Source organism: Reyranella sp., assembly GCF_017305915.1.
GTDB lineage: Bacteria > Pseudomonadota > Alphaproteobacteria > Reyranellales > Reyranellaceae > Reyranella.
In genome coordinates, this window is the sequence record NZ_JAFKJN010000012.1 from 94,960 (window position 1) to 113,531 (window position 18,572).

At 70.0% G+C, this 18,572-nt stretch carries 20 protein-coding genes; 3 read left to right on the forward strand and 17 right to left on the reverse strand.

The genetic code is table 11. From position 1 onward, the window contains the following. Nucleotides 1-10: 10 nt before the first annotated feature. Nucleotides 11-355 carry a hypothetical protein gene (locus J0J01_RS10740; RefSeq protein WP_296380390.1) on the forward strand — a complete coding sequence of 115 codons (345 nt, stop codon included), beginning with the start codon at nucleotides 11-13 and terminating at the stop codon, nucleotides 353-355. A 197-nt stretch (nucleotides 356-552) separates the two neighbouring features. Beyond that, nucleotides 553-1,449: a hypothetical protein gene (locus J0J01_RS10745; protein ID WP_296380391.1), complete on the forward strand. Its 897-nt coding sequence runs from the start codon at nucleotides 553-555 to the stop codon at nucleotides 1,447-1,449. Here J0J01_RS10745 and J0J01_RS10750 read toward each other — a convergent pair. The 5 genes from J0J01_RS10750 to J0J01_RS10770 all read right to left on the reverse strand — a co-directional run bounded on the left by J0J01_RS10750 (nucleotide 1,403) and on the right by J0J01_RS10770 (nucleotide 6,372). Then, nucleotides 1,403-2,455, reverse strand: a complete 1,053-nt coding sequence (locus tag J0J01_RS10750) for a hypothetical protein (RefSeq protein WP_296380392.1) — start codon at nucleotides 2,453-2,455, stop codon at nucleotides 1,403-1,405. The two genes, J0J01_RS10745 and J0J01_RS10750, sit on opposite strands and share 47 nt — an antisense overlap. A gap of 228 nt (nucleotides 2,456-2,683) precedes the next feature. Beyond that, complete coding sequence (locus J0J01_RS10755; protein ID WP_296380393.1) at nucleotides 2,684-3,013, reverse strand: hypothetical protein; 330 nt, start codon at nucleotides 3,011-3,013, stop codon at nucleotides 2,684-2,686. 298 nt (nucleotides 3,014-3,311) lie between these two features. Further along, nucleotides 3,312-3,728: a nuclear transport factor 2 family protein gene (locus tag J0J01_RS10760; protein WP_296380394.1), complete on the reverse strand. Its 417-nt coding sequence runs from the start codon at nucleotides 3,726-3,728 to the stop codon at nucleotides 3,312-3,314. Between the two features lie 91 nt (nucleotides 3,729-3,819). Next, nucleotides 3,820-5,370, reverse strand: a complete 1,551-nt coding sequence (locus J0J01_RS10765) for a S8 family serine peptidase (RefSeq protein ID WP_296380395.1) — start codon at nucleotides 5,368-5,370, stop codon at nucleotides 3,820-3,822. 30 nt (nucleotides 5,371-5,400) lie between these two features. Beyond that, nucleotides 5,401-6,372, reverse strand: a complete 972-nt coding sequence (locus tag J0J01_RS10770) for a phosphatase PAP2 family protein (protein WP_296380396.1) — start codon at nucleotides 6,370-6,372, stop codon at nucleotides 5,401-5,403. Between the two features lie 190 nt (nucleotides 6,373-6,562). Here J0J01_RS10770 and J0J01_RS10775 point away from each other — a divergent pair, with 190 nt between their 5' ends. Beyond that, nucleotides 6,563-8,362 carry an adenylate/guanylate cyclase domain-containing protein gene (locus J0J01_RS10775; RefSeq protein WP_296380397.1) on the forward strand — a complete coding sequence of 600 codons (1,800 nt, stop codon included), beginning with the start codon at nucleotides 6,563-6,565 and terminating at the stop codon, nucleotides 8,360-8,362. Nucleotides 8,363-8,377: 15 nt separating this feature from the next. Here J0J01_RS10775 and ccmI read toward each other — a convergent pair whose 3' ends face one another. The 12 genes from ccmI to J0J01_RS10835 form a co-directional block, all read right to left on the reverse strand. Further along, complete coding sequence (gene ccmI, locus J0J01_RS10780; RefSeq protein WP_296380398.1) at nucleotides 8,378-9,637, reverse strand: c-type cytochrome biogenesis protein CcmI; 1,260 nt, start codon at nucleotides 9,635-9,637, stop codon at nucleotides 8,378-8,380. Between the two features lie 5 nt (nucleotides 9,638-9,642). Beyond that, entirely contained in the window at nucleotides 9,643-10,098 is a 456-nt protein-coding gene (locus J0J01_RS10785; protein WP_296380557.1) for a cytochrome c-type biogenesis protein, read from the reverse strand. Between the two features lie 89 nt (nucleotides 10,099-10,187). Next, complete coding sequence (locus J0J01_RS10790; protein ID WP_296380399.1) at nucleotides 10,188-10,721, reverse strand: DsbE family thiol:disulfide interchange protein; 534 nt, start codon at nucleotides 10,719-10,721, stop codon at nucleotides 10,188-10,190. 94 nt (nucleotides 10,722-10,815) lie between these two features. Then, a complete protein-coding gene (locus tag J0J01_RS10795) occupies nucleotides 10,816-12,777 on the reverse strand; it encodes a heme lyase CcmF/NrfE family subunit (RefSeq protein WP_296380401.1) in 1,962 nt (653 codons plus the stop codon). Beyond that, on the reverse strand, nucleotides 12,774-13,277 hold the full coding sequence (locus J0J01_RS10800; RefSeq protein WP_296380402.1) for a YcxB family protein: 504 nt from the start codon (nucleotides 13,275-13,277) through the stop codon (nucleotides 12,774-12,776). Before J0J01_RS10800 ends, J0J01_RS10795 begins: the two co-directional genes overlap by 4 nt. Further along, a complete protein-coding gene (gene ccmE / locus J0J01_RS10805; RefSeq protein WP_296380403.1) occupies nucleotides 13,274-13,717 on the reverse strand; it encodes a cytochrome c maturation protein CcmE in 444 nt (147 codons plus the stop codon). Before ccmE ends, J0J01_RS10800 begins: the two co-directional genes overlap by 4 nt. Nucleotides 13,718-13,725: 8 nt before the next feature. Then, complete coding sequence (gene ccmD / locus J0J01_RS10810; protein WP_296380404.1) at nucleotides 13,726-13,860, reverse strand: heme exporter protein CcmD; 135 nt, start codon at nucleotides 13,858-13,860, stop codon at nucleotides 13,726-13,728. A gap of 9 nt (nucleotides 13,861-13,869) precedes the next feature. Next, the gene (ccmC, locus tag J0J01_RS10815) at nucleotides 13,870-14,589 is read right to left on the reverse strand and encodes a heme ABC transporter permease CcmC (RefSeq protein WP_296380405.1); all 720 of its coding nucleotides are present in this window, start codon (nucleotides 14,587-14,589) and stop codon (nucleotides 13,870-13,872) included. 33 nt (nucleotides 14,590-14,622) lie between these two features. Continuing rightward, nucleotides 14,623-15,288, reverse strand: coding sequence for a heme exporter protein CcmB (gene ccmB / locus J0J01_RS10820; protein WP_296380406.1), 666 nt, complete (start codon nucleotides 15,286-15,288; stop codon nucleotides 14,623-14,625). Continuing rightward, nucleotides 15,285-15,929, reverse strand: a complete 645-nt coding sequence (ccmA, locus tag J0J01_RS10825; protein WP_296380407.1) for a heme ABC exporter ATP-binding protein CcmA — start codon at nucleotides 15,927-15,929, stop codon at nucleotides 15,285-15,287. Before ccmA ends, ccmB begins: the two co-directional genes overlap by 4 nt. Before the next feature lie 454 nt (nucleotides 15,930-16,383). Further along, a complete protein-coding gene (locus J0J01_RS10830; RefSeq protein ID WP_296380408.1) occupies nucleotides 16,384-17,556 on the reverse strand; it encodes an ABC transporter permease in 1,173 nt (390 codons plus the stop codon). Nucleotides 17,557-17,572: 16 nt separating this feature from the next. Continuing rightward, nucleotides 17,573-18,571, reverse strand: coding sequence for an ABC transporter permease (locus tag J0J01_RS10835; RefSeq protein WP_296380409.1), 999 nt, complete (start codon nucleotides 18,569-18,571; stop codon nucleotides 17,573-17,575). Nucleotide 18,572 lies beyond the last annotated feature (1 nt).

Sequence of the window (18,572 nt, forward strand, 5' to 3'; positions counted from 1 at the left end):
GAGAACCCCCATGAGCGACTATATCCCGAAGGACCCGCTGGGTCCCAACGATCCCCGCGGCTACGACCGTTACGGCAATACCCGCTTCGAGCCGGCGGATGACACGGGCAAGGGCCCGTACATCCTGCTCGGCCTGCTGGTCGCGATCGGCCTGATCGGCGGCCTGCTGTACTTCAACGGCGCGCCGAAGGACGGCGAGAACGTGGCCCAGGCCCCGAACCGTCCGGCGATCGAGCGGACCATGCCGGGTGCTGGCCCGGGTGCCGCGACGACGACCCCGGCCATCCCGGCGCCGGCTACCCCGGCCCCGGCCACCCCGGCCCCGGCGGCGCCGTCGGACATCGGCAAGCAGTAGGCGAACTGTCCGGACCCTGAGGGGTCCGGGGCGCCGCGCATACCGGTGGCGCCAGCGTGAAGCCCGGCCGCGCTGCGTATCGCGCGGCCGGGCGAGACAGTCCTCCACGGAGCCCTCCAGTCCCCGATTGGGGGGTTCTTCGTGGACGGCGGCGACCGCCGGGGCACTGGTCGCGGCCGGAAAGCCGAAGCTGCGCCGTGCCCGTCCTGCGGGTCGGCGCCGCGGCCATGGTGTTCGCCAAGCTGTCGGGCCTGGTGATCGCCGCCTCGGCCATCGCAGCCGCGGTGATGGCGCCGCCGGGCCTGTGGTATTCGCGTGACCGGATCGGCCGCGGCGTGGTCGCCGGGGTCACGCTCGGACTGATGGGAACACTGTTCTATGTCGGCTGGTTCTCCCTCGGCCGCACGCCGGTGGCGGCGGACAGCCCGATCGCCTGGTCGGCGCTGCCCGGCACCGTGGCCTACGTGACGGCGGCGGCGTGGGGCGGCGCGCTGTCGATCGGCGATCTCGCGATGTACCTGCTGGCCCATCCGTCGCGGCCGCTGGTCGATCCGCTGGCGATGTACGCGCTGCTGCTGTCGGCGGCGCTCGCGACCTTCGCCTTCGTCGGCTGGCGGCTGCGCCGCGACTACCCCGAGTACCTGCGCTTCGCGCTGTTCCTGGGACTGGGCGTCGGGCGGGTGATCGTGGTGTCGGCGACCCGCGGCGCGGCGCTGGGCACCGAGAAGCGGCATCTGCGCATCGTCTCGCTGGTGCTGTTCGCGGGCATCGTCCAGGCGCTGCTCGGCAGCGGATGGCCGCGCCGGCTGCTCGCCGCAGCAGTCGCGGGCGCGGGCGTCTATGGCGTGGCGTCGGCGGCGCAACATGCCGCGGTGAACCTCGCGCATCCCCTGGGCGGGCGCGGCTTCCGCCATCTGATCGCCGATAGCGCGGTGCTCGACACCCTGCACGCGATCGACGCGCAGTCGCCCGATCGCCGCTCGACCCTGGTCGCCGTCACCTCACCCGAGATCGGGCTCGAGCGGAGGCGCACGGCGGCTTCGTCGGCTATTCGGCGGCGCGCCGAGGGGTCGCCACGGCGAAGCCCAGCATGACGAAGGTCGGCAGGAAGACCCGCAGCTCGTTGATCAGGCCGAACAGCAAAGCGAGGCCGGCGAACAGCGCGGCCAGCCCCAGGAAGCGCCGGCCCAGCGGCGCCCGCAGATCGGCGCAGGCGACGAACAGCAGCACGAGCGTGGCCAGCATCGCCGGCCAGTTCAACGGATCGGGCGTGCCGAGGCTTTCGTGCAGCCGGGCGAGGTTGATCGCCGGCGTGCCGTAGTTGGCGATGAAGTCGGGGCCGAGCGCGGTCTTGAGCCCGATCGCGGTGCCGTAGCTCAGCACGGAGATCGCGCCGCCCTCGACCAGCCGGCGCCGCCAGTCACTGCGCGACCCGTCGCCGCGCGACACGGTGACGGCGGCCCAGATCAGCCCGAGGAAGGCCGCCGATTCGCGGTTGGCGGCGAAGACGATCGCAAGCCCCAGGCCCCACAGCAAGCGGCGGCGCACCGCCGCGCCGACGCCAAGGGCCAGGACCACCAGGTCGAACGCATCCGACGGCTCCTCCCAGGGGAAGTTGAAGCTGGCGATGGTCGCCACGGCCAGCAGGGCGGTCGCGAGCGCGGCCGTCGCCTGCGCCGCTCCGAGGCCCCGCCGGCAGACCAGCGCGAAGGCAGCGAACGCGGCCTGGAAGGACAGGACGCGCAGCAGCAGGTAGCACTGGCTCTCCGACGCGAAGGGCAGCGCGCGCGCGAGGCCGCGATGGAGCAGCGGGAAGAGCACGCGGTTGTAGAATGGCAGGTCGCTGCGCACGTCGTCGCCGGTGCGGAAGGGCGCGCCGTCCAGCACGGCGTGCAGGTTGTGGAGCGTGTCGGCGCGGGTGTCGGCGCGCAGGTTGAGCGAGGCCCAGGCGACGACCATGCCGAGGCTGAGCGCCAGCAGCAGCAGCGCGGCGAGATCCTTGCGCGAGGCCATCAGCGGCCGGACCGCGCGCAGCGGCGGGGCGGGAGCAGGAGGGGCGGCATCGGGCGGCAAGGCCGGCGACGCTAAAGCATATTCCATCCGACGGGAATCAGCCGGACGGACGGTGCCCTCGGGCGGCCGACATCAGCAGGGCGCTCCACCGGCGTCCGGCCCGGAATCCGGCTGAGCCCGGACACTCCCGATGCCGATGCCATAAGGGTTTTCATCGAGAATCCGGGAATCCGGCACCACCCCCCAGGGCCGGACGCTGGCGGACGCGCCGGACGCGGCGGACGAGAGGCTGCAATTAGTTTTGCCGATCCCGTCTCAGAGTCGCTTGACCAGCCAGCCGCGGCGCAGCGCCCTGCGCTTGATGAGACGGATGCCGGCGAAGGATTGCACGCCGAGGAAGGCCACGATACCGGCGACGATCACGCCGAACTGCTGGTGGGGCTGCAGGGCGGAGGCGACGACCACGGCGGCCGCGGCCAACAGCAGGACGGCGAGGCTGCTCGCCAGGGCCAGCAGCGCGGCCCGCCCGCCGACCAGGTGCCAGACCACGAGCGGGCCGAACAGCGCCAGCCACAGGCGGGTCGACGCCGTGACGTAAAAGGACCTCGACCCCCGCGGGTCGCGGATATGGTACTCGCGCAACATCGGCCCCCAGCCCCAGACGGATGGCGATCGTTCGCTTGTCGTGTCGTCTCGCCCGCCGCGGCCCACACCGCGACGGCGCAACTTTCATTACCGCAAGGAGATGACGGGCAACTGACGGCGGAGACGATTCGGGCGTGCGGAGGCCGCCGGTGCCGGGGGGAGTCCCAAACCGTTTCACGCGCTGGAGGGCCAAGCCATGGCCGCGATTTTTGGCGCGCAAACACAAGGGCCGATTCGCGGTCGATTGCCCATAACGAGACTCGCACGGGTCTTCCACAAGGCGGCGAGGATGTCCGCCTCAAGACGAGGCGGGCATGCGATCGATGAAACCAACGACCGAAACGAGCCGCCCCTCGGGCGAGAGGGCGCAGAAATCGATGCCCTCGACGATCGCGGGGCCGGCGGCGGGACCGAGCGACCAGGCGAAGCGGGCGCAATCGTTGTGGCAGTCGACCGCCGAGGTGCGCTTGAGCACCCTTCGACTGCGCTCAGGGCAGGCGAAGCCCGGGAAGCGGGCCTGGACGCCCGCCAGCATGGCATCGATGCCGGCATGGCCGTCGCTCGCCATCAGCGGATCGCGATAGCGGCCGGTGGCCTCCCAGGCGCGGGCGATGCCGACCTGGCGGCGGCCGGCGTCGGTCTCGTTCCAGGTGGCGACGTAGGCCTCGACGGTGTCGGCTGCGGCGGTCGAGGCGGCGGTGGGTTGGGTGGACATGGCTTCCTCCGTGCAGGTTGGCGATGCACGCGAGGTAAGCGCGGACCGAGGCGAGCGGCGATTGTCTACGACATAATGAACGCGCCGCCGCTTACACCACCTTGAACGTCCCCGACACCTTCGGAAAGTTGCCCGCCAGCGGCGTCACCCGGATCCGGCCCTTTTGCGTCTTCTGGGCGGCGGTGGGTTTCCAGTTCCACTTGCCGTCGTTGGCGGTCGAGGCCTTCAGCGTCACCGGCCAGGTCGCGCCGTCGTCACGCGAGAGCTCGATCCGGACTTTGTCGAACCGGGCGCTCTTGTAGGCGTTGGCCCAGCGGATCTTCGTCGTCTGGCCGACCTGGAGCGTCGCGCCGGCGGCCGGTGCCGTGAGCACGAGCGGGCCCTCGACGGCGCGGCAGATGTTGAGCCGGTTGCCGTCGTTGCAGACCAGGGCCAGCGAGGCGAGCTTGTCCGACGAGTCCTTGAGATGCTGGATCACCTCGATCGGGCCCCATGTCGGGTTGAGCGCCGCCACCAGCGCGGCCGCCGAGGAGGCGAAGGCCGCCGCCGCCGAGGTGCCGCTGTAGTCCGGATAGCGTGCCGCGCCGATCCAGTAGGCGCCGGTGGTGACGATGTCGCGGCCCGGGGCGGCAATGTCGACCAGCGCCGGGCTGTAGTTCGAGAAGCCCGACTTCCAGTCGTCGCGGTCGGTGGCGGCGACGGTCAGGATGCTGAGGCCCGGCATCGTCATGACGCCATGGCCGTAATTGGCCGGATAGGTCGGGTAGGTGCCGTTGTCGGTGCCGTCGTTGCCGGCCGCCGCCACCACCACGGCGCCGACCAGGGTCGCCCACTGCATCGCACTCTGCACTGAGAGGACGCCGCCCTGGCCATAGGCGACGTGCCAGCTCGCGTTGATCACCCGCGCGCCCATCGCCGCCGCCCAGTAGATCGCGATCGTGGCGCCCAGGATGGTGGGCGACTGCGCCGCGCCGAAGAACTTGATCGGCATCAGCACGATCTTCCAGTCGACCGGCACCGCCGAGGCGACGCCAAGGCCGTTGCACGGCACCGCGGCGATGGTGCCGGCCAGCATGGTGCCGTGGCCGTTCATGTCGACGCCGTCGGGGAACATCGTCCACAGCATGCCGTCGAACTCGAACGCCGGCTGGCACTGATTCACCGGCAGGGTGTCGCCGATATCCTCGGGCAGCGAGCCGTCGGGCCGGCGCAGGCCTGAGTCGACGATGGCGACGAGGGTCTTGTCCATCGGCGTCGGGACGTCGTCCCACGTCCCGGTCACGCCGAGGCGATCGAGCGCCCACTGATCGCGCCGCAGCGGGTCCTCGCTTCCCGGGGGGCAGTCGGTGAGGGCGAGGCCCGCATTGGCTTCAAACCAGGCAACGCCCTTCTTGTTCCAGGTCGGCAGCTCTTCCTGGAGCTGGGCCAGCGTGAGCTTCTGCGGATCGAGCAGCAGCGCCCCCAGCGCCGCCCCGTGCTTGCCGCGGCGGAAGATCATGGTCGCGGCTTTCACCGCGCCCTGGTTCTTGAGGTCCGCCATCGTGTCGTGGACCTGCTTGACGAAGATGTCGAAGTCGGCGCCGAACTGCCTGGCCTCGAAGCCGACGATCACGTCATAGTCGTTGGGTAGGAATTCCGGCATGGCGTGCCCCCGTGCTCGGGATCGGGAAGGTCAGGGCAGGTCGCTGAGCTCGCCCTTGGCGGCGGCCAGCAGGTCCGCGAACAGGCTGCCCGCCGGCAGGGTCAGCAGCTGGGCCATGCACCCCCTGGCGACGAACGCGCCACAGGCGCTGTCCATCGGATAGTGCACGCCGGCGATCTCCCGATTGCGCGCCACGCGGTGCGCGAGATGGTCCAGGGCGACCGCGGTCTGCGACGCCCCAGCCGCCGGCGGAGTCAGCGCCGCCATCAGCACGTTGGAGATCAGGTGCGCCTGCAGCGAATGGCTGCTGGGGAAGGACGGCGTATCCGGCGGATCGATGATCGGCAGGATGTAGGGGTAGACCTGCGAGGGCCGCCGCATGCGGTAATGCGCCTTCAGCCCCATGGCGACGTACTCACCGATCTTGCGCGCCACCAGCATCAGCAGCCAGGCGCTGCGGTCCTGGCTGGGGTTGATGCGGATCAGGCCGGTCCAGTAGTTGAGCGCGCCCGGCGCCGTCGCCTGATCGCAGATCTCGAGGGCGCGGTCGGCCCGGTCGAGCGAGGCGTTGACCACTCCGACCGCTTGGTCGGCGAGCTTGTTGGCATCGAGCCTGTTGGTCGCGGTGGGGTCGGGCACCGGGAAGCTGCCCACACCGGTCTGGGCGGCGATCTGACCGATGAAGTACAGGATCGGCGCGTTGTTGACCGGCGGCGGCAGCGGAAACGGCCAGGCCGCCGGCGCCACCGCCGCCGGCGCAGGCCATGCGATCGCCGAGATGAACTCGGCGACGTAGGCCCAGGCGCGCAGCTCGCCGTCCCAGTACTCGGCATACGGCTTCTGCGGCATCGTCAGCGTCGCCGGCGGCGGCACCGGCATCAGCTTGTCCATGTCCTCGGTGTTGAAGCGCGCGCGGCCGTAGCCGGTGTCGCCGCCCGCCGCGCCCGAGGCTCCGAGATCGAGATTTAGATTGAGGTTCAGGTTGTCGCTGTGAATGGACATGGTGCCCCCATCGGCCATTGCGCGCGCTGCTGCCCCCCGCCCTCCAGGTACACGATTAGCCTGTGAACAGTATCCCTTGGCCGACGCGCCGCAACCGGACGATGCGCGTTCGCTGCGCGCTTCAATCCGTATCGCGCGCGACATACTTTCGTTCGGTGTCGCGTCGGGGGTCGTGGGCTACTGTCGCCGCATGGCTTCGCGACACGTCGACGCCGTTCATGACGGCGACTACGGCAAACGCCGGCTGGTGGTCGTCGCGGTGTTCGATGTCGTGGGCTTCAGCGCCGCCGTCGAGGCCAACGAGGAGAATGCGCTCGCCGCCTGGCGCGCGTTGCGCCGCCACATCGATCCGCTGCTGGCGCAGGGCGGCGGCCGGATTTTCAAGTCGTTGGGCGACGGCCTGCTGGTCGAGTTCACCAGCCCGGTCGATGCCACGCGCACGGCGCTGCACATCCAGGAGGAGGCCGCCAAGCTGCCGCCGGTGCGCGACGTGCGCTTCGAGATGCGCTGCGCCATCCACATGGGCGACGTCATCGTCGAGGACGAGGACCTGCTGGGCGACGGCATCAATGTCGCCGCGCGCCTGCAGGAGCATGCGCCGATCGGCGGCGTGCTGGTGTCGTCGGCCGTGCTCGACCTGATCGGCGGCCGCATCGACGCACCGGTCGAGGATCTCGGCACGCTACAGCTCAAGAACATCCGCCGGCCGGTGCATGCCTACATCGTCGGCACCGGCAAGCGCGCGGCCACCGCGCCCGCGATCGACAGCTTCGAGCGGCGGCGGCCGTCGGTCGCGGTGATGCCCTTCGCCGATCACTCGCTTCAGAGCGAGCCGTCGGCCGGACCTCCCAGCACCTATTTCAGCGACGGGCTGGTCGAGGACGTGATCGCGGCCCTTTCCTGCCTGCCCGAGCTGGTGGTGATCTCGCGCAGCTCGGTGCTGCGCTATCGCGGCACCGCGCCCGATCCGCGCCAGGTGCAGCACGAGTTGGGCGTGCGCTACATGCTGTCGGGCAGCGTGCGGCGCGCCGGCAACCGCGTGCGGCTGTCGGCGGAGCTGGCCGATTGCGACACCGGCGGCACGATCTGGAGCGACCGCTTCGCCGGCGAGGCGGCCGATCTGTTCGATTTGCAGGACGAGCTGTCGGCGCGGATCGTCGCCACCATCACGCCGCAGGTCCAGGAGGCGGAGCTGCGGCGCGTGCTGCGCAAGCGGCCGGAGAGCCTCGACGCCTACGAGTACGTGCTGCGCGGCCTCGACCTCTATTACCGCTTCGACGACGACCAGTTCATGCAGGCGCTGCCGATGTTCGAGCGCGCCATGACGCTCGATCCGAGCTACGCCGCCGCGCATGCGCTCGCGGCCGACTGGCACACCGTGCGCATCGGCCAGGGCCGCTCGGCCGACAGCATCGCCGAGTTCCGCGAGGTCGAGCGGCTCAGCAAGCTCGCGCTGACCCTCGACCGCTTCGATCCCCGCGCGCTCTCCCTGTGCGGGCACGTGCAGGCCTTCTCGTTTCGCGAGTACGAGCACGCGATCGAGCTGTTCGACCGGGCGCTCGCCGCCAACCCCAGCTCGGCGATCGCCTGGCTACGCTCCAGCCCGACCTTCAGCTATATCGGCGAGACGCGCGAGGGGCGCCGCCGCGCCGACATCGGCCTGCGCCTGTCGCCGTACGACGCGCACGTGTTCTACACCTACGCCATCCTGGCCTTGTCGAGCTACGCCGCCGGCGACTGGGCCGACGCCGTGCAATGGGCGCGCAAGTCGCACGCCCTCAATCCGCGCTTCACCGCGAACCTCCGGTTCCTTGTCGCCGGCCTCGCCGCCACCGGCCAGCTCGACGCGGCGAAGACCGCCGTGGCCGAGCTGCTGGCCGTCGATCCCGGCTTCAGCGCCGAGGCCTTCGTCCGCACCCACGCCTTCCGCGACCCCGCCAAACGCGAGCTGTTCGGCGAGCACCTGATCCTGGCCGGCGCACCGAAATAGGCGGTACAGGGGGTGCTACTCCGCTTCCTTGATCTTGCCCTCGAGCATGGCGCGGATCGGCGCGTCGGCGGGGAGCAACGCGAGCAGCGTCTTCCAGCGCCGCACCGCGGACGGCTTGTCGCCGCGGGCGAAGTCGGCGGCGCCGAGATAGAACAGCGCCAGCGCATTGCGCGGCTCGGCCTTCTCCAGCCGCTCGAGCACCGCGACCGCGGCAGCAGAGGGCGCGGTGCCCGGCTGCAATTGGCGGACATGCACCTCGGCCCAGTCGGCGAGCAGCCGCGGCTCCAGGGTGCCGAGGGCGTCGGCCTTGGCATAGGCCTCGACCGCCTTGTCGTTCTCGCCCAGCACCCGGCGCGCGTTGGCCAGGCGCAGCCAGCCGTCACGATCCTCCGGCTTGCCCGAAGACGCGCGCAGCCGCGCTTCGAGCCCCTCGACCATGCCGCGGATCGCCTGCTGGCGGTCGGCAGGCGAGAGGTTCTGCATCGCCTGCATCTGATCCTGTGTCGGCCCGGGCGGCGGTGTCGGCGCAGCCGGCGCCGGCAAGCCGGCGGCGCGGGCGACGCGCTGCATCTCCTCGCGCAGGGTCGCCAGCCACGGCGCATTGGGCGGCGAGCGCTGCTCCAGCTCGCCCCAGCGCTTGAGCGCGGCCCGGCTGTCGCCGCCCTGCGCGTCGGCCAGCCCGAGATAGAACATCGCGCGGGCATCGTCGGGATTCTTCTCCAGCGCGCGGCGCAGCAGGCCTTGCGCCTCCGCCGTCACCACGCCGTCCGCCTGATGGGTCAGCGCCTCGCCCAGCGCCGACAGCGCCTCGACATCGTCCGGCTTCTCGGCGAGTCGGGCGCGCAGGGCGGCGACCGCCTGCGCGACGTCGCGGCTCTGGTCGGGTGTTGCCGCCGGCACCGAGCGGGCAACGAACGGCGCCGCCGGCAGGCCGGGCTGGCCGATGCGCAGATAGAGGCCGAGCGCGAACAAGGGAATCAGCAGGCACATCGCCGGCACCAGGAAGCGATGCCAAGACGCATCAGCCTCGGGCTCGGCCTTGTCCCGGTCGGCGGCGGCGAGCAGACGCCGCTCGATCTCGGTCCGCGCGGCATCGGCCTCGGCAACGGAGAGCGCACCGCGGCCGCGCTCGCGCTCGACCTCGGCGAGCTGATCGCGATAGACGGCGGTATCGCTCGCCAGCCGGTCGCGGCGCACGATCTGGCGGCGCAGCAGCGGCGCCAGCAACGCCGCCACCGTGGCCGTCGTCAACAGCGCCAGGAGGAATTCGAGCATGGGCCCTATCGTCCTTGAGAGGGCTCGCGCAGCAGCGCCGCTACCCGCGCGCGCTCCTCGTCGCTGAGCGGCGGCGCGGGGGCCGTCGCGATCGTCCGGCGCTTGCGCGCCGCGAGCAGCAACGCGCCGCCCGCCAGCAGCAGCACCAGCGGGCCGCCCAGCCACAGCAGCCAGGTGCCCGCCTTGAACGGCGGCTTCAGCAGCACGTAGTCGCCGTAGCGCGCCACCATGAAGTCCATCACCTGGCGGTCGCTGTCGCCGGCGGTGAGCCGCTCGCGCACGGCGCGGCGCATGTCGTGCGCCACCTCGGCGCTGGAATCGTCGATCGCCTGGTTCTGGCAGACCACGCAGCGCAGCGCCCGCCCGATCTCGCGCGCCCGCGCCTCGAGCGCTGGATCCTTCAGCATCTCCGACGGCTCGACCGCCAGAGCCGGAGTGACGAGGCAAAGGATCAGCACGATTGTCGTCCTGAGCGCAGCGAAGGACCTAGGGGCCCAACACCGCGATGTCGAAGCGCTAGGTCCTTCGCTGCGCTCAGGACGACAGAGGGTCATGACCCGCCCCGCAGCAGCGGCAGGATGACGCTGAGATCGCGCTCGGTGATCGGCCCGCGGAAATGCAGCCGCACGATGCCGTTGCCGTCGATCAGGTAGGTCTCCGGCACGCCCGACAGGCCCCAGTCGAGCGCCAGCTTGCCGTCTGTATCGTAGCCCGCCTTGGCGAAGGGATCGCCGAGCCTTGCCAGCCAGGCGCGCGTCGCCTCGGGCTTGTCCTTCCAGGCGATGCCGATGATGGTGGCACCCTCGCGTTCCTTGAGCCGCGTGAACAGCGGATGCTCGGCGAGGCACGGCGCGCACCAGCTCGCGAAGAAATTCACCAGCACCGGCTTGCCGGTCCTGAGCAGGGCTTCGGTCAGCGCCGGCTCGCCCTCGCGCAATGACGGGGCAGAGAGCCGCGGCGCGGCGCGGCCGACCATCACCGAGCCGATCGACGCCGGATCGCGGCCCGACAGCAGCGACCAGCCGAAGAAGCCCGCCAGGATGACCAGCATCATCAGGGGGAGGAGGAAGAGCGTGCGGTTCATGGCCTTGTCGTCCTGAGCGCAGCGAAGGACCTGGCGCGTCGACACCGCGATGCTGGACCCTTAGGTCCTTCGCTACGCTCAGGACGACAGAGAGTCATTCTGCCGCCTGCACGGCTGTCCGAGAGCGCCCTTTTGATCCCCTGGGCGCGCCGATCCTGAGCCGCCGGTCGCTCAGCGAGACGAATCCGCCCAGCGCGCACAGGCCCGCGCCCAGCCAGATCCACGGGGCGAGCGGGTTCCAGTAGAGGCGGATGGTCCAGCCCTTGTCTGCGTCGCCCTCGCCCAGCGTGGCGTAAAGGTCGCGCAGCAGGTTGGTGTGGATCGAGGTCTCGGAGATCTGCCGGCGCTGCACGGTGAACAGCCGCCGTTCGGGCGTCAGCGTGGTGTAGGGCTGGCCGTTCCGGGTCAGCACCAGCGTGGCGCGCTCGGCGATGTAGTTCGGCCCCTGCCCGGGCACGATCGACTCGAGCTTCACGCCGAAGCCTGCGAACTCGGCGCTGTCGCCGGGCTTCATGGTCCGGATCAGCTCGACGTTCCAGGACGCGGTCGCGACCGCGCCGAGCACGACGACGCCGAGCGCGGCGTGGCTGATGGTCATGCCGACCGTGGCGCGCGGCAGGGTGCGCAGGCGGCCGCGCCGCACGCGGCCGGCGAACTCGACCAGGCTGCCCAGGATCAACCAGACACCGAAACCGAAGGCGACCGCCGCCAGGGTCGCGCGACCGTCGACCGCGACAGCGGCAACGATCGCGGCGATCACCGACACGGCGAAGGCGGCGCGCAGGCGGACCAGCGCCGGTCCCAGCTCGGCGCGCTTCCAGTTGAGAAATGGGCCAACGCAGAGCGCGGCAAACAGCGGCGCACAGATCGGCACGAAGGTGGCGTTGAAGAAGGGCGGCCCGACCGAGACCTTGTTGCCGGTCAGCAAATCAAGGAACAGCGGATAGAGCGTGCCGAGCAGCACCGTCGCGGCGAGCGTGCAGAGCAGCAGGTTGTTCAGGATCAGCGCGCCTTCGCGGCTGATCGGCTGGAACAGGCCGCCGCCCGAGAGCTTCGGCGCCTGCCACGCATAGAGCGCGAGCCCACCGCCGGTGACCAGCAGCAGGAAGCCCAGGATGAAGATGCCGCGCGCCGGGTCCTGGGCGAAGGCATGCACCGAGGTGAGCACGCCCGAGCGCACCAGGAACGTCCCGAGCAGGCTGAGCGAGAAGGCGAGCACCGCCAGCAGCACCGTCCAGCTCTTCAGCGCATCGCGCTTCTCGACGACGATCGCGGAATGCAGCAACGCAGTGCCGGCCAGCCAGGGCATCAGCGAGGCGTTCTCGACCGGATCCCAGAACCAGAAGCCGCCCCAGCCCAGGATGTAATAGGCCCACCACGAGCCGAGCGCGATGCCGCAGGTCAGGAAGCACCAGGCCGCCAGCGTCCACGGCCGCACCCAGCGCGCCCACGCCGCATCGACCCGGCCCTCGAGCAGCGCCGCGATGGCGAAGGCATAGGTCACCGAGAAGCCGACATAGCCGAGATAGAGCAGTGGCGGATGGAACGCCAGGCCCGGGTCCTGCAGCAGCGGGTTGAGGCCGTTGCCGTCAACAGGCGCGGGCGAGACGCGCTCGAACGGATTGGAGGTGAACAGGATGAAGGCGAGGAAGCCCACGCCGATCAGCGCCTGCACGCCCAGCACGCGAGCGCGCAGCGAATCCGGCAGATTGTTGCCGAACACCGCGACCGCCGCGCCGAACACGGCGAGGATCAGCGACCACAGGAGCATCGAGCCCTCGTGGTTCCCCCAGACGCCCGAGATCTTGTAGAGCAGCGGCTTGGCCGAATGCGAGTTGGCGACGACGTTGGCGACCGAGAAGTCGGACGCCACATACGCCTGCATCAGCGCCAGGAACGCGAGCGCGATCAGCAGCACCTGCGTCAGCGCCGCCGAACGGCCGAGCGCCATCAGCCGGATGTCGCCCTTCGCCGCGCCGACGAACGGCAGCGTGCCCTGCACCAGCGCGACGGCGAGCGCAAGGATCAGCGCGAAGTGGCCGAGCTCGGGGATCATTTCACGTCCTGCAAACGCACCGCACCGCCCAGCGTCGATCGCGCAAGCTCCCGGAACGCCTGGACATCGGATGCCGCAAAGGCCCGCTTGACCAGCCAGCGAGCGCCCCAGGGCCTGGCGAAAAGCGCAAAGCCCGAGCCGTGCTCGCGGCACACCTTCACCTGGCGCCAGGGCAGGACGACCGCCGCGCCCGTCGCATCGCGAAGCGTGACGGCCGTGCGATCGACGACGTAGTGCATCTCCCGCTGCCTTTCACTCAGGCGCCAGAAGAGAAAGCTGGTAGCGGCCAGCATCAAGGCCACAAAGCCGACGGTCATGGCCACCACGATCATGATCGTCACGAGGCCGGCGCCCGGCGGATCGAACAGAAGCGAATAGCCGACGGCCGCAACCGCGACGCCGAGATAGATCAGGAGCAGGACGCGATTCTTGGACCACAGGGTGGCGCTGACCATATCGCGCAGCGTGAGGACAGTGCGGCCGGCCACGGAGTCAGTCATTTCTTTCCCGCTCCTTCCTGCCAGCGGCCCGACTCCTTCAGGGCCTTCGCGACCTCGGGAGGCATGTAGTTCTCGTCGTGCTTGGCGAGCACGTCGCGGGCGGTGAACGTGCCATCCGGTCCGAGCGTTCCTTCGGCGATCACACCCTGGCCTTCGCGGAACAAGTCCGGCAGCAGGCCGCGATAGACCACCGGCACGGTCTTCTGCAGGTCGGTGACGGTGAAGCGCACCTCCTGCCCGTTCTTGTTCACGCTGCCCTGCTCGACCAGGCCGCCGAGGCGGAAACGGCGCTCGGGGCCGGGATGCTTCTCGGCGACCTGGGTCGGCGAATAGAAGAAGACGATGTTGTCGTTGAGTACCGTCAGCACCAGCGCCACTGCCGCGCCCAGCACGCCCAGCGAGCCGACCAGCAGCCACAGCCGCCTGCGCTTTGGAGACATACGCGGGGTCATCGCCGCTCCAGCCCGCGGTGGCCGAGCTCGCGCTTGATCCGGCGGCGCGCCAGCAGCGAGGCGACCAGCAGGCCGCCGAAGCCCAGGAGCGCCACGACATAGGCGCCGATGATGAACGGCGTGTGGCTCATCTTTCCCGCCTACTGGGCCCGCTCGGCGGCGTCGAGGCGGCGGCGATCGATCTCGGTCTCGGTGCGCACCATCACCAGCACCACGAACAGCAGCAGCAAGGCCGCCGCCATCACCATCAGCGGCGTCAGGATCGCGGGATGGATCGACGGGCCGCCGAGCTTCATCACCGACGCCGGCTGGTGCAGCGTGTTCCACCAATCGACCGAGAACTTGATCACCGGCAGGTTGATCACGCCGACCAGCGCCAGGATGGCGGCGGCGCGGTCGCCGCGCTCGGCATCGTCATAGGCGCGGCTGAGCGCAATGTGGCCGAGATAGAGGAAGAACAGCAGCAGCATCGAGGTCAGCCGCGCGTCCCACACCCAGTAGGTGCCCCACATCGGCCGGCCCCACAGCGAGCCGGTGAGCAGGCAGACCGCAGCGAACACCGCGCCGACCGGCGCGGCCGCGCGCGCCATCAGCGCCGCCAGCGGATGGCGCCACACCAGCAGCGCGGCGCCGAGCCCGGCGAGCAGCGCGTAACCCGCCATGGCGAGCCAGGCCGACGGCACGTGGATGAACATGATGCGGACGGTCTCGCCCTGCTGGTAGTCGGGCGGCGATTCGACCAGCGCGAGGTACAGGCCGACGGCCAGCACCAGCGCGGTCGCGCCCGACAGGACCGGCAGCACCTTCTGGCTGAAGCGGCGGAAGCGCGCCGGGTTGGCGAGGACATGCAGGCTGGCCATCGGCTTCTGTATTCGTCCTCTCTCCGCCCTTGTCTACTCGCCGGCTTGCCGCAAGGCCGCGGCGATCGCCCACGGCAAGGTCGCCAGCGACAGCAGCGCCAGCGCGCCCAGGATTGCAAGGTGCGTGAGGAAACCCCCGCCCGTCGCCACCGCTTCGACCGCGCCGGCGCCGAAGATCAGGGTCGGCACGCAGAGCGGCAAGGCCAGCAGCGCCAGCAACGCGCCGCCCCGCCGCGCCCCCAGGGTCAGCGCTGCCGCCAGCCCGCCGATCAGCGACAGCGCCGGCGTGCCGACCAGCAGCGTGAGGCCGAGCGCCGCAAGCCCCTCGCCCGACAGGCCGAACAGCAGGCCCATGAACGGGGCCAGCACGGCGAGCGGCAGGCCGGTCACGATCCAGTGAGCCAGGCACTTGGCGAGCGCCGCCAGCTCGAGCGGCCAGGGTGCCAGCAGCAGCAGGTCGAGCGCGCCATCCTCGTAATCGGCCGCGAACAGCCGATCGAGCGACAGCAGGGCGGCGAACAGCGCGGCACACCACAGGATACCGGCGGCGATACGGGCGAGCAGGTTGGTCTCGGGGCCGATGCCGAGCGGGAACAGCACGGTCGCCACGACGAAGAAGGCCAGCACCACCATGACATCGCCCGGCCGCCGCCAGACCAGCCGCAGGTCGCGCGCCAGCAGGGCCGTAAAGCCGCTCACGGCTCATGCTCCTCTCCCCCTGGCGGGGGAGAGGAATCCATAAGAAGGGTGCGAGCGTTGGGCACGTCGATGGGCGCATGGGTCGCGGCAATCGCCAGCCCGCCGGTGGCGAGGTGCTGGCCGAGCGCAGCCCGTAACGCGGCCTGCGAGGGTGCGTCGAGCGCGTTCAGCGGCTCGTCGAGCAGCCAGAGGCGCGCGCCGGCCGCGACCACGCGGGCCAGCGCGGCGCGGCGGCGCTGGCCGGCGGACAGGGTGCGGACGGAACGGCTGGCCAGAGGGCCGAGCTCGAAGGCGGCGAGGGCTGCGTCGACGCGCTCTGTGCCCTCCTCGCGCAGATGGCAGGCGGTGGCGACGTTCTCGCGGACGGTCAGGTCGCCCTTGAGCCCGTCGAGATGGCCCAGCCACGCGATCCGGCGGCGCCAGGCCTCGCGGTCGGCGGCGACGTCGGCGCCCTGCCAATGGATCGCGCCGGCATCGGCCGGCACCAGCAGCGCCAGCGCGCGCAGCAGCGTTGTCTTGCCGCTGCCGTTGCGGCCGGTCAGGGCCAGCAGCTCGCCTTTGGCCAGGGAGAAGGAAAGGTCGCGGAATACCGGGCGGCCGCCGCGACGGCAGCCGAGGCCGGTGACCTCGAGATCGGTCATTGGGGGCTTTCGTAGCACGGAAGCGCCCCGAAGAACCGGGCGCGCCCAACTCCCTGGAATTGCTCCGCCTTCGGCGATGCTGCCGCCGGTCCAAGCTTACAGGCCCGTGACTTAAAAATCACAGAGTTGCCTCAATTGGGTCTAGCCACCGCCACCCCTCGTTTCCATCTTCGCTTTGTATCTCCCCCGAACGTGGTCCCCCCAAAGCCACGTTCAGCCTCTTCGGAGGCGTTCGGCCGCCCTGTCACTCTCCCCCGACAGGGCGGCCTTTTTCTTTGGGGCGGCAGCGCAGCGAGGCCGCCGGCGGGCGGAAGCGCTCGCAGCGCGAGCGCGGGCCCGCACGGTTCAGAAAAGACGACGCTGTCGCCGCCCGTATCCATTCTGCACGGCGCGGGCTCTCGCGCTTGATTACAAGCGCTGCCGCCCGCCGGCGCCCTCGCTGCGCTGCGGGCGCCTAAGCATACGGGTCTGCAGCGTCGCGCATACCGTCGCCCATGAACTGGTAGGCCAGGATCACCAGGATCACCGGCACCACCGGCAGCATCAGCCACCAGTTCACCGCCACGACATTGATGTCGGTCGCCTCGTTCAGGAGCACGCCCCAGGACGTGATCGGCGGCCGCAGGCCGAGGCCCAGAAACGACAGCGCCGTCTCGGCCAGGATCATCGACGGGATCGAGAGCGTGGCCGAGGCGATCAGATGGCTCATGAAGCCGGGCAGCAGATGGCGGCCGATGATGCGGCCGGGCTTGGCGCCCATCATCTGGGCGGCCATGGCGTAGTCCTCCTCGCGCAGCGACAGCAGCTTGGAGCGCACGGCGCGGCCCAGGCTCGGCCAGTCGAGCAGGGCGAGGATCAGGGTGATGCCGAAATAGACCAGCAGCGGCGACCAGGTGACCGGCAGCGCCGCCGACAAAGCGAGCCACAACGGCAGGTGCGGGAAGCTCTTCAGGATCTCGGTGATGCGCTGCACCACGTTGTCGACCCAGCCGCCGTAGTAGCCCGCCAATCCACCCAATATCAGCGCCAGCGTGAACGACAGCACGATGCCGATGACGCCGATGGTGAGCGAGATGCGCGCGGCATAGACGATGCGGCTGAACATGTCGCGCCCCAGCCGGTCGGTGCCGAGGAAGAACACGGTGCCGCCCTCGGCCGGGCAGACGAAATGGAAACGGCCCGGGATCAGGTCCCAGAACAGGTAGCCCTCGCCGCGGCAGAAGAAGCGCAGCGGCTGCGGCTTGGCCTCGTCCTCGGTGTAGACACGCTGCAGCGTGTCCATGTCGCGCTCCACCTTCAGGCCGTAGACGAAGGGCCCGAGGAAGCTGCCCTGATGAAAGAAGTGGATGGTCTGCGGCGGCGCGAAGATATGCTTGGTGTGCCGGGTGTGCAGGTCGTACGGCGCGATGAACTCGCTGATGAAGCAGGAGAAATACATCAGCAGCAGGAAGGCGGCGGAAACCACGGCCGGCCGATGGCGGCGGAAGCGCCACCACATCAGCTTCCACTGGCCGGCCATGTAGTACTTTTCCTGCTCGGCCGTCAGGCGCTCCGAGACATAGGGGTCCCATGGCGCCGGATTGACGTAGTGCGGCGTGCGCGGTGTGCGGTCGGCGGTGTCGGTCATGTTATTTCTCCGACTCCTATTTCTCTGAAGTGGCGCCGAAGCGGATGCGCGGATCGAGCGCCGCCAGCAGCAGGTCCGAGACCAGCATGCCAATCACGGTCAGGACGGCGACGAACAGCAGGAAGGTCGCCGCGAGGTTGACATCCTGCGTCTTGAGCGCACCCAGCAGCATCGGGCCGGTGGTCGGCAGCGACAGCACGACCGACACGATCACCGAGCCCGAGATCACTTCCGGCAACAAGTGACCGATGTCGGCGACAAAGGGATTGATGGCGTGCCGCAGCGGGTACTTGATCAGGAGCTTGAGCGGCGGCAGGCCCTTGGCGCGGCCGGTGGTGACGTACTGCTTCTGCAGCTCGTCGAGCAGGTTGGCGCGGAGCCGGCGGATCATGCCGGCGGTGCCCGAGGTGCCGATCACGATCACCGGGATGACGAGATGCTGGGCGACCGACCAGAACTTGGCCCAACTGAACGGCTTGTCGATGAACTCGGGATCCATCAGGCCGCCGATCGACAGGCCGAAATAGACCTTGCCGACGTAGAGCAGGACCAGCGCCAGCAGGAAGTTCGGCACCGCGAGCCCGATGAAGCCGATGAACGAGGCGACGTAGTCGCCGAGCTGGTACTGATGCGTCGCGGCATAGACGCCGATCACGAACGACACCGTCCAGATGAAGATGATGGTGCAGCTCTCCATCACCATGGTGAGCGCCAGCCGCTCGCCGATCAGGTCCTTGACCGGCACGGTGTCCTGGCAGGACAGCCCGAAGTCCCAGCGGAAGATGCCGAACAGCCAGTGGAAGTAACGCGCCATCAGCGGCTGATCGAGGCCGTAGAGGTGGCGCAGCTCGTCGGCGCGGCGCAGCGCGTCGGGATCGCCGCGCGACAGCAGCTCGTCGATCTGCGAGGTGACGCAGTCGCCCGGCGGCAGGTCGATGATGATGTACACGAGCAGGCTGATCACGAACAACGTCGGGATCATCAGGAGCAGGCGACGGACGACGTAGTTCAGCATC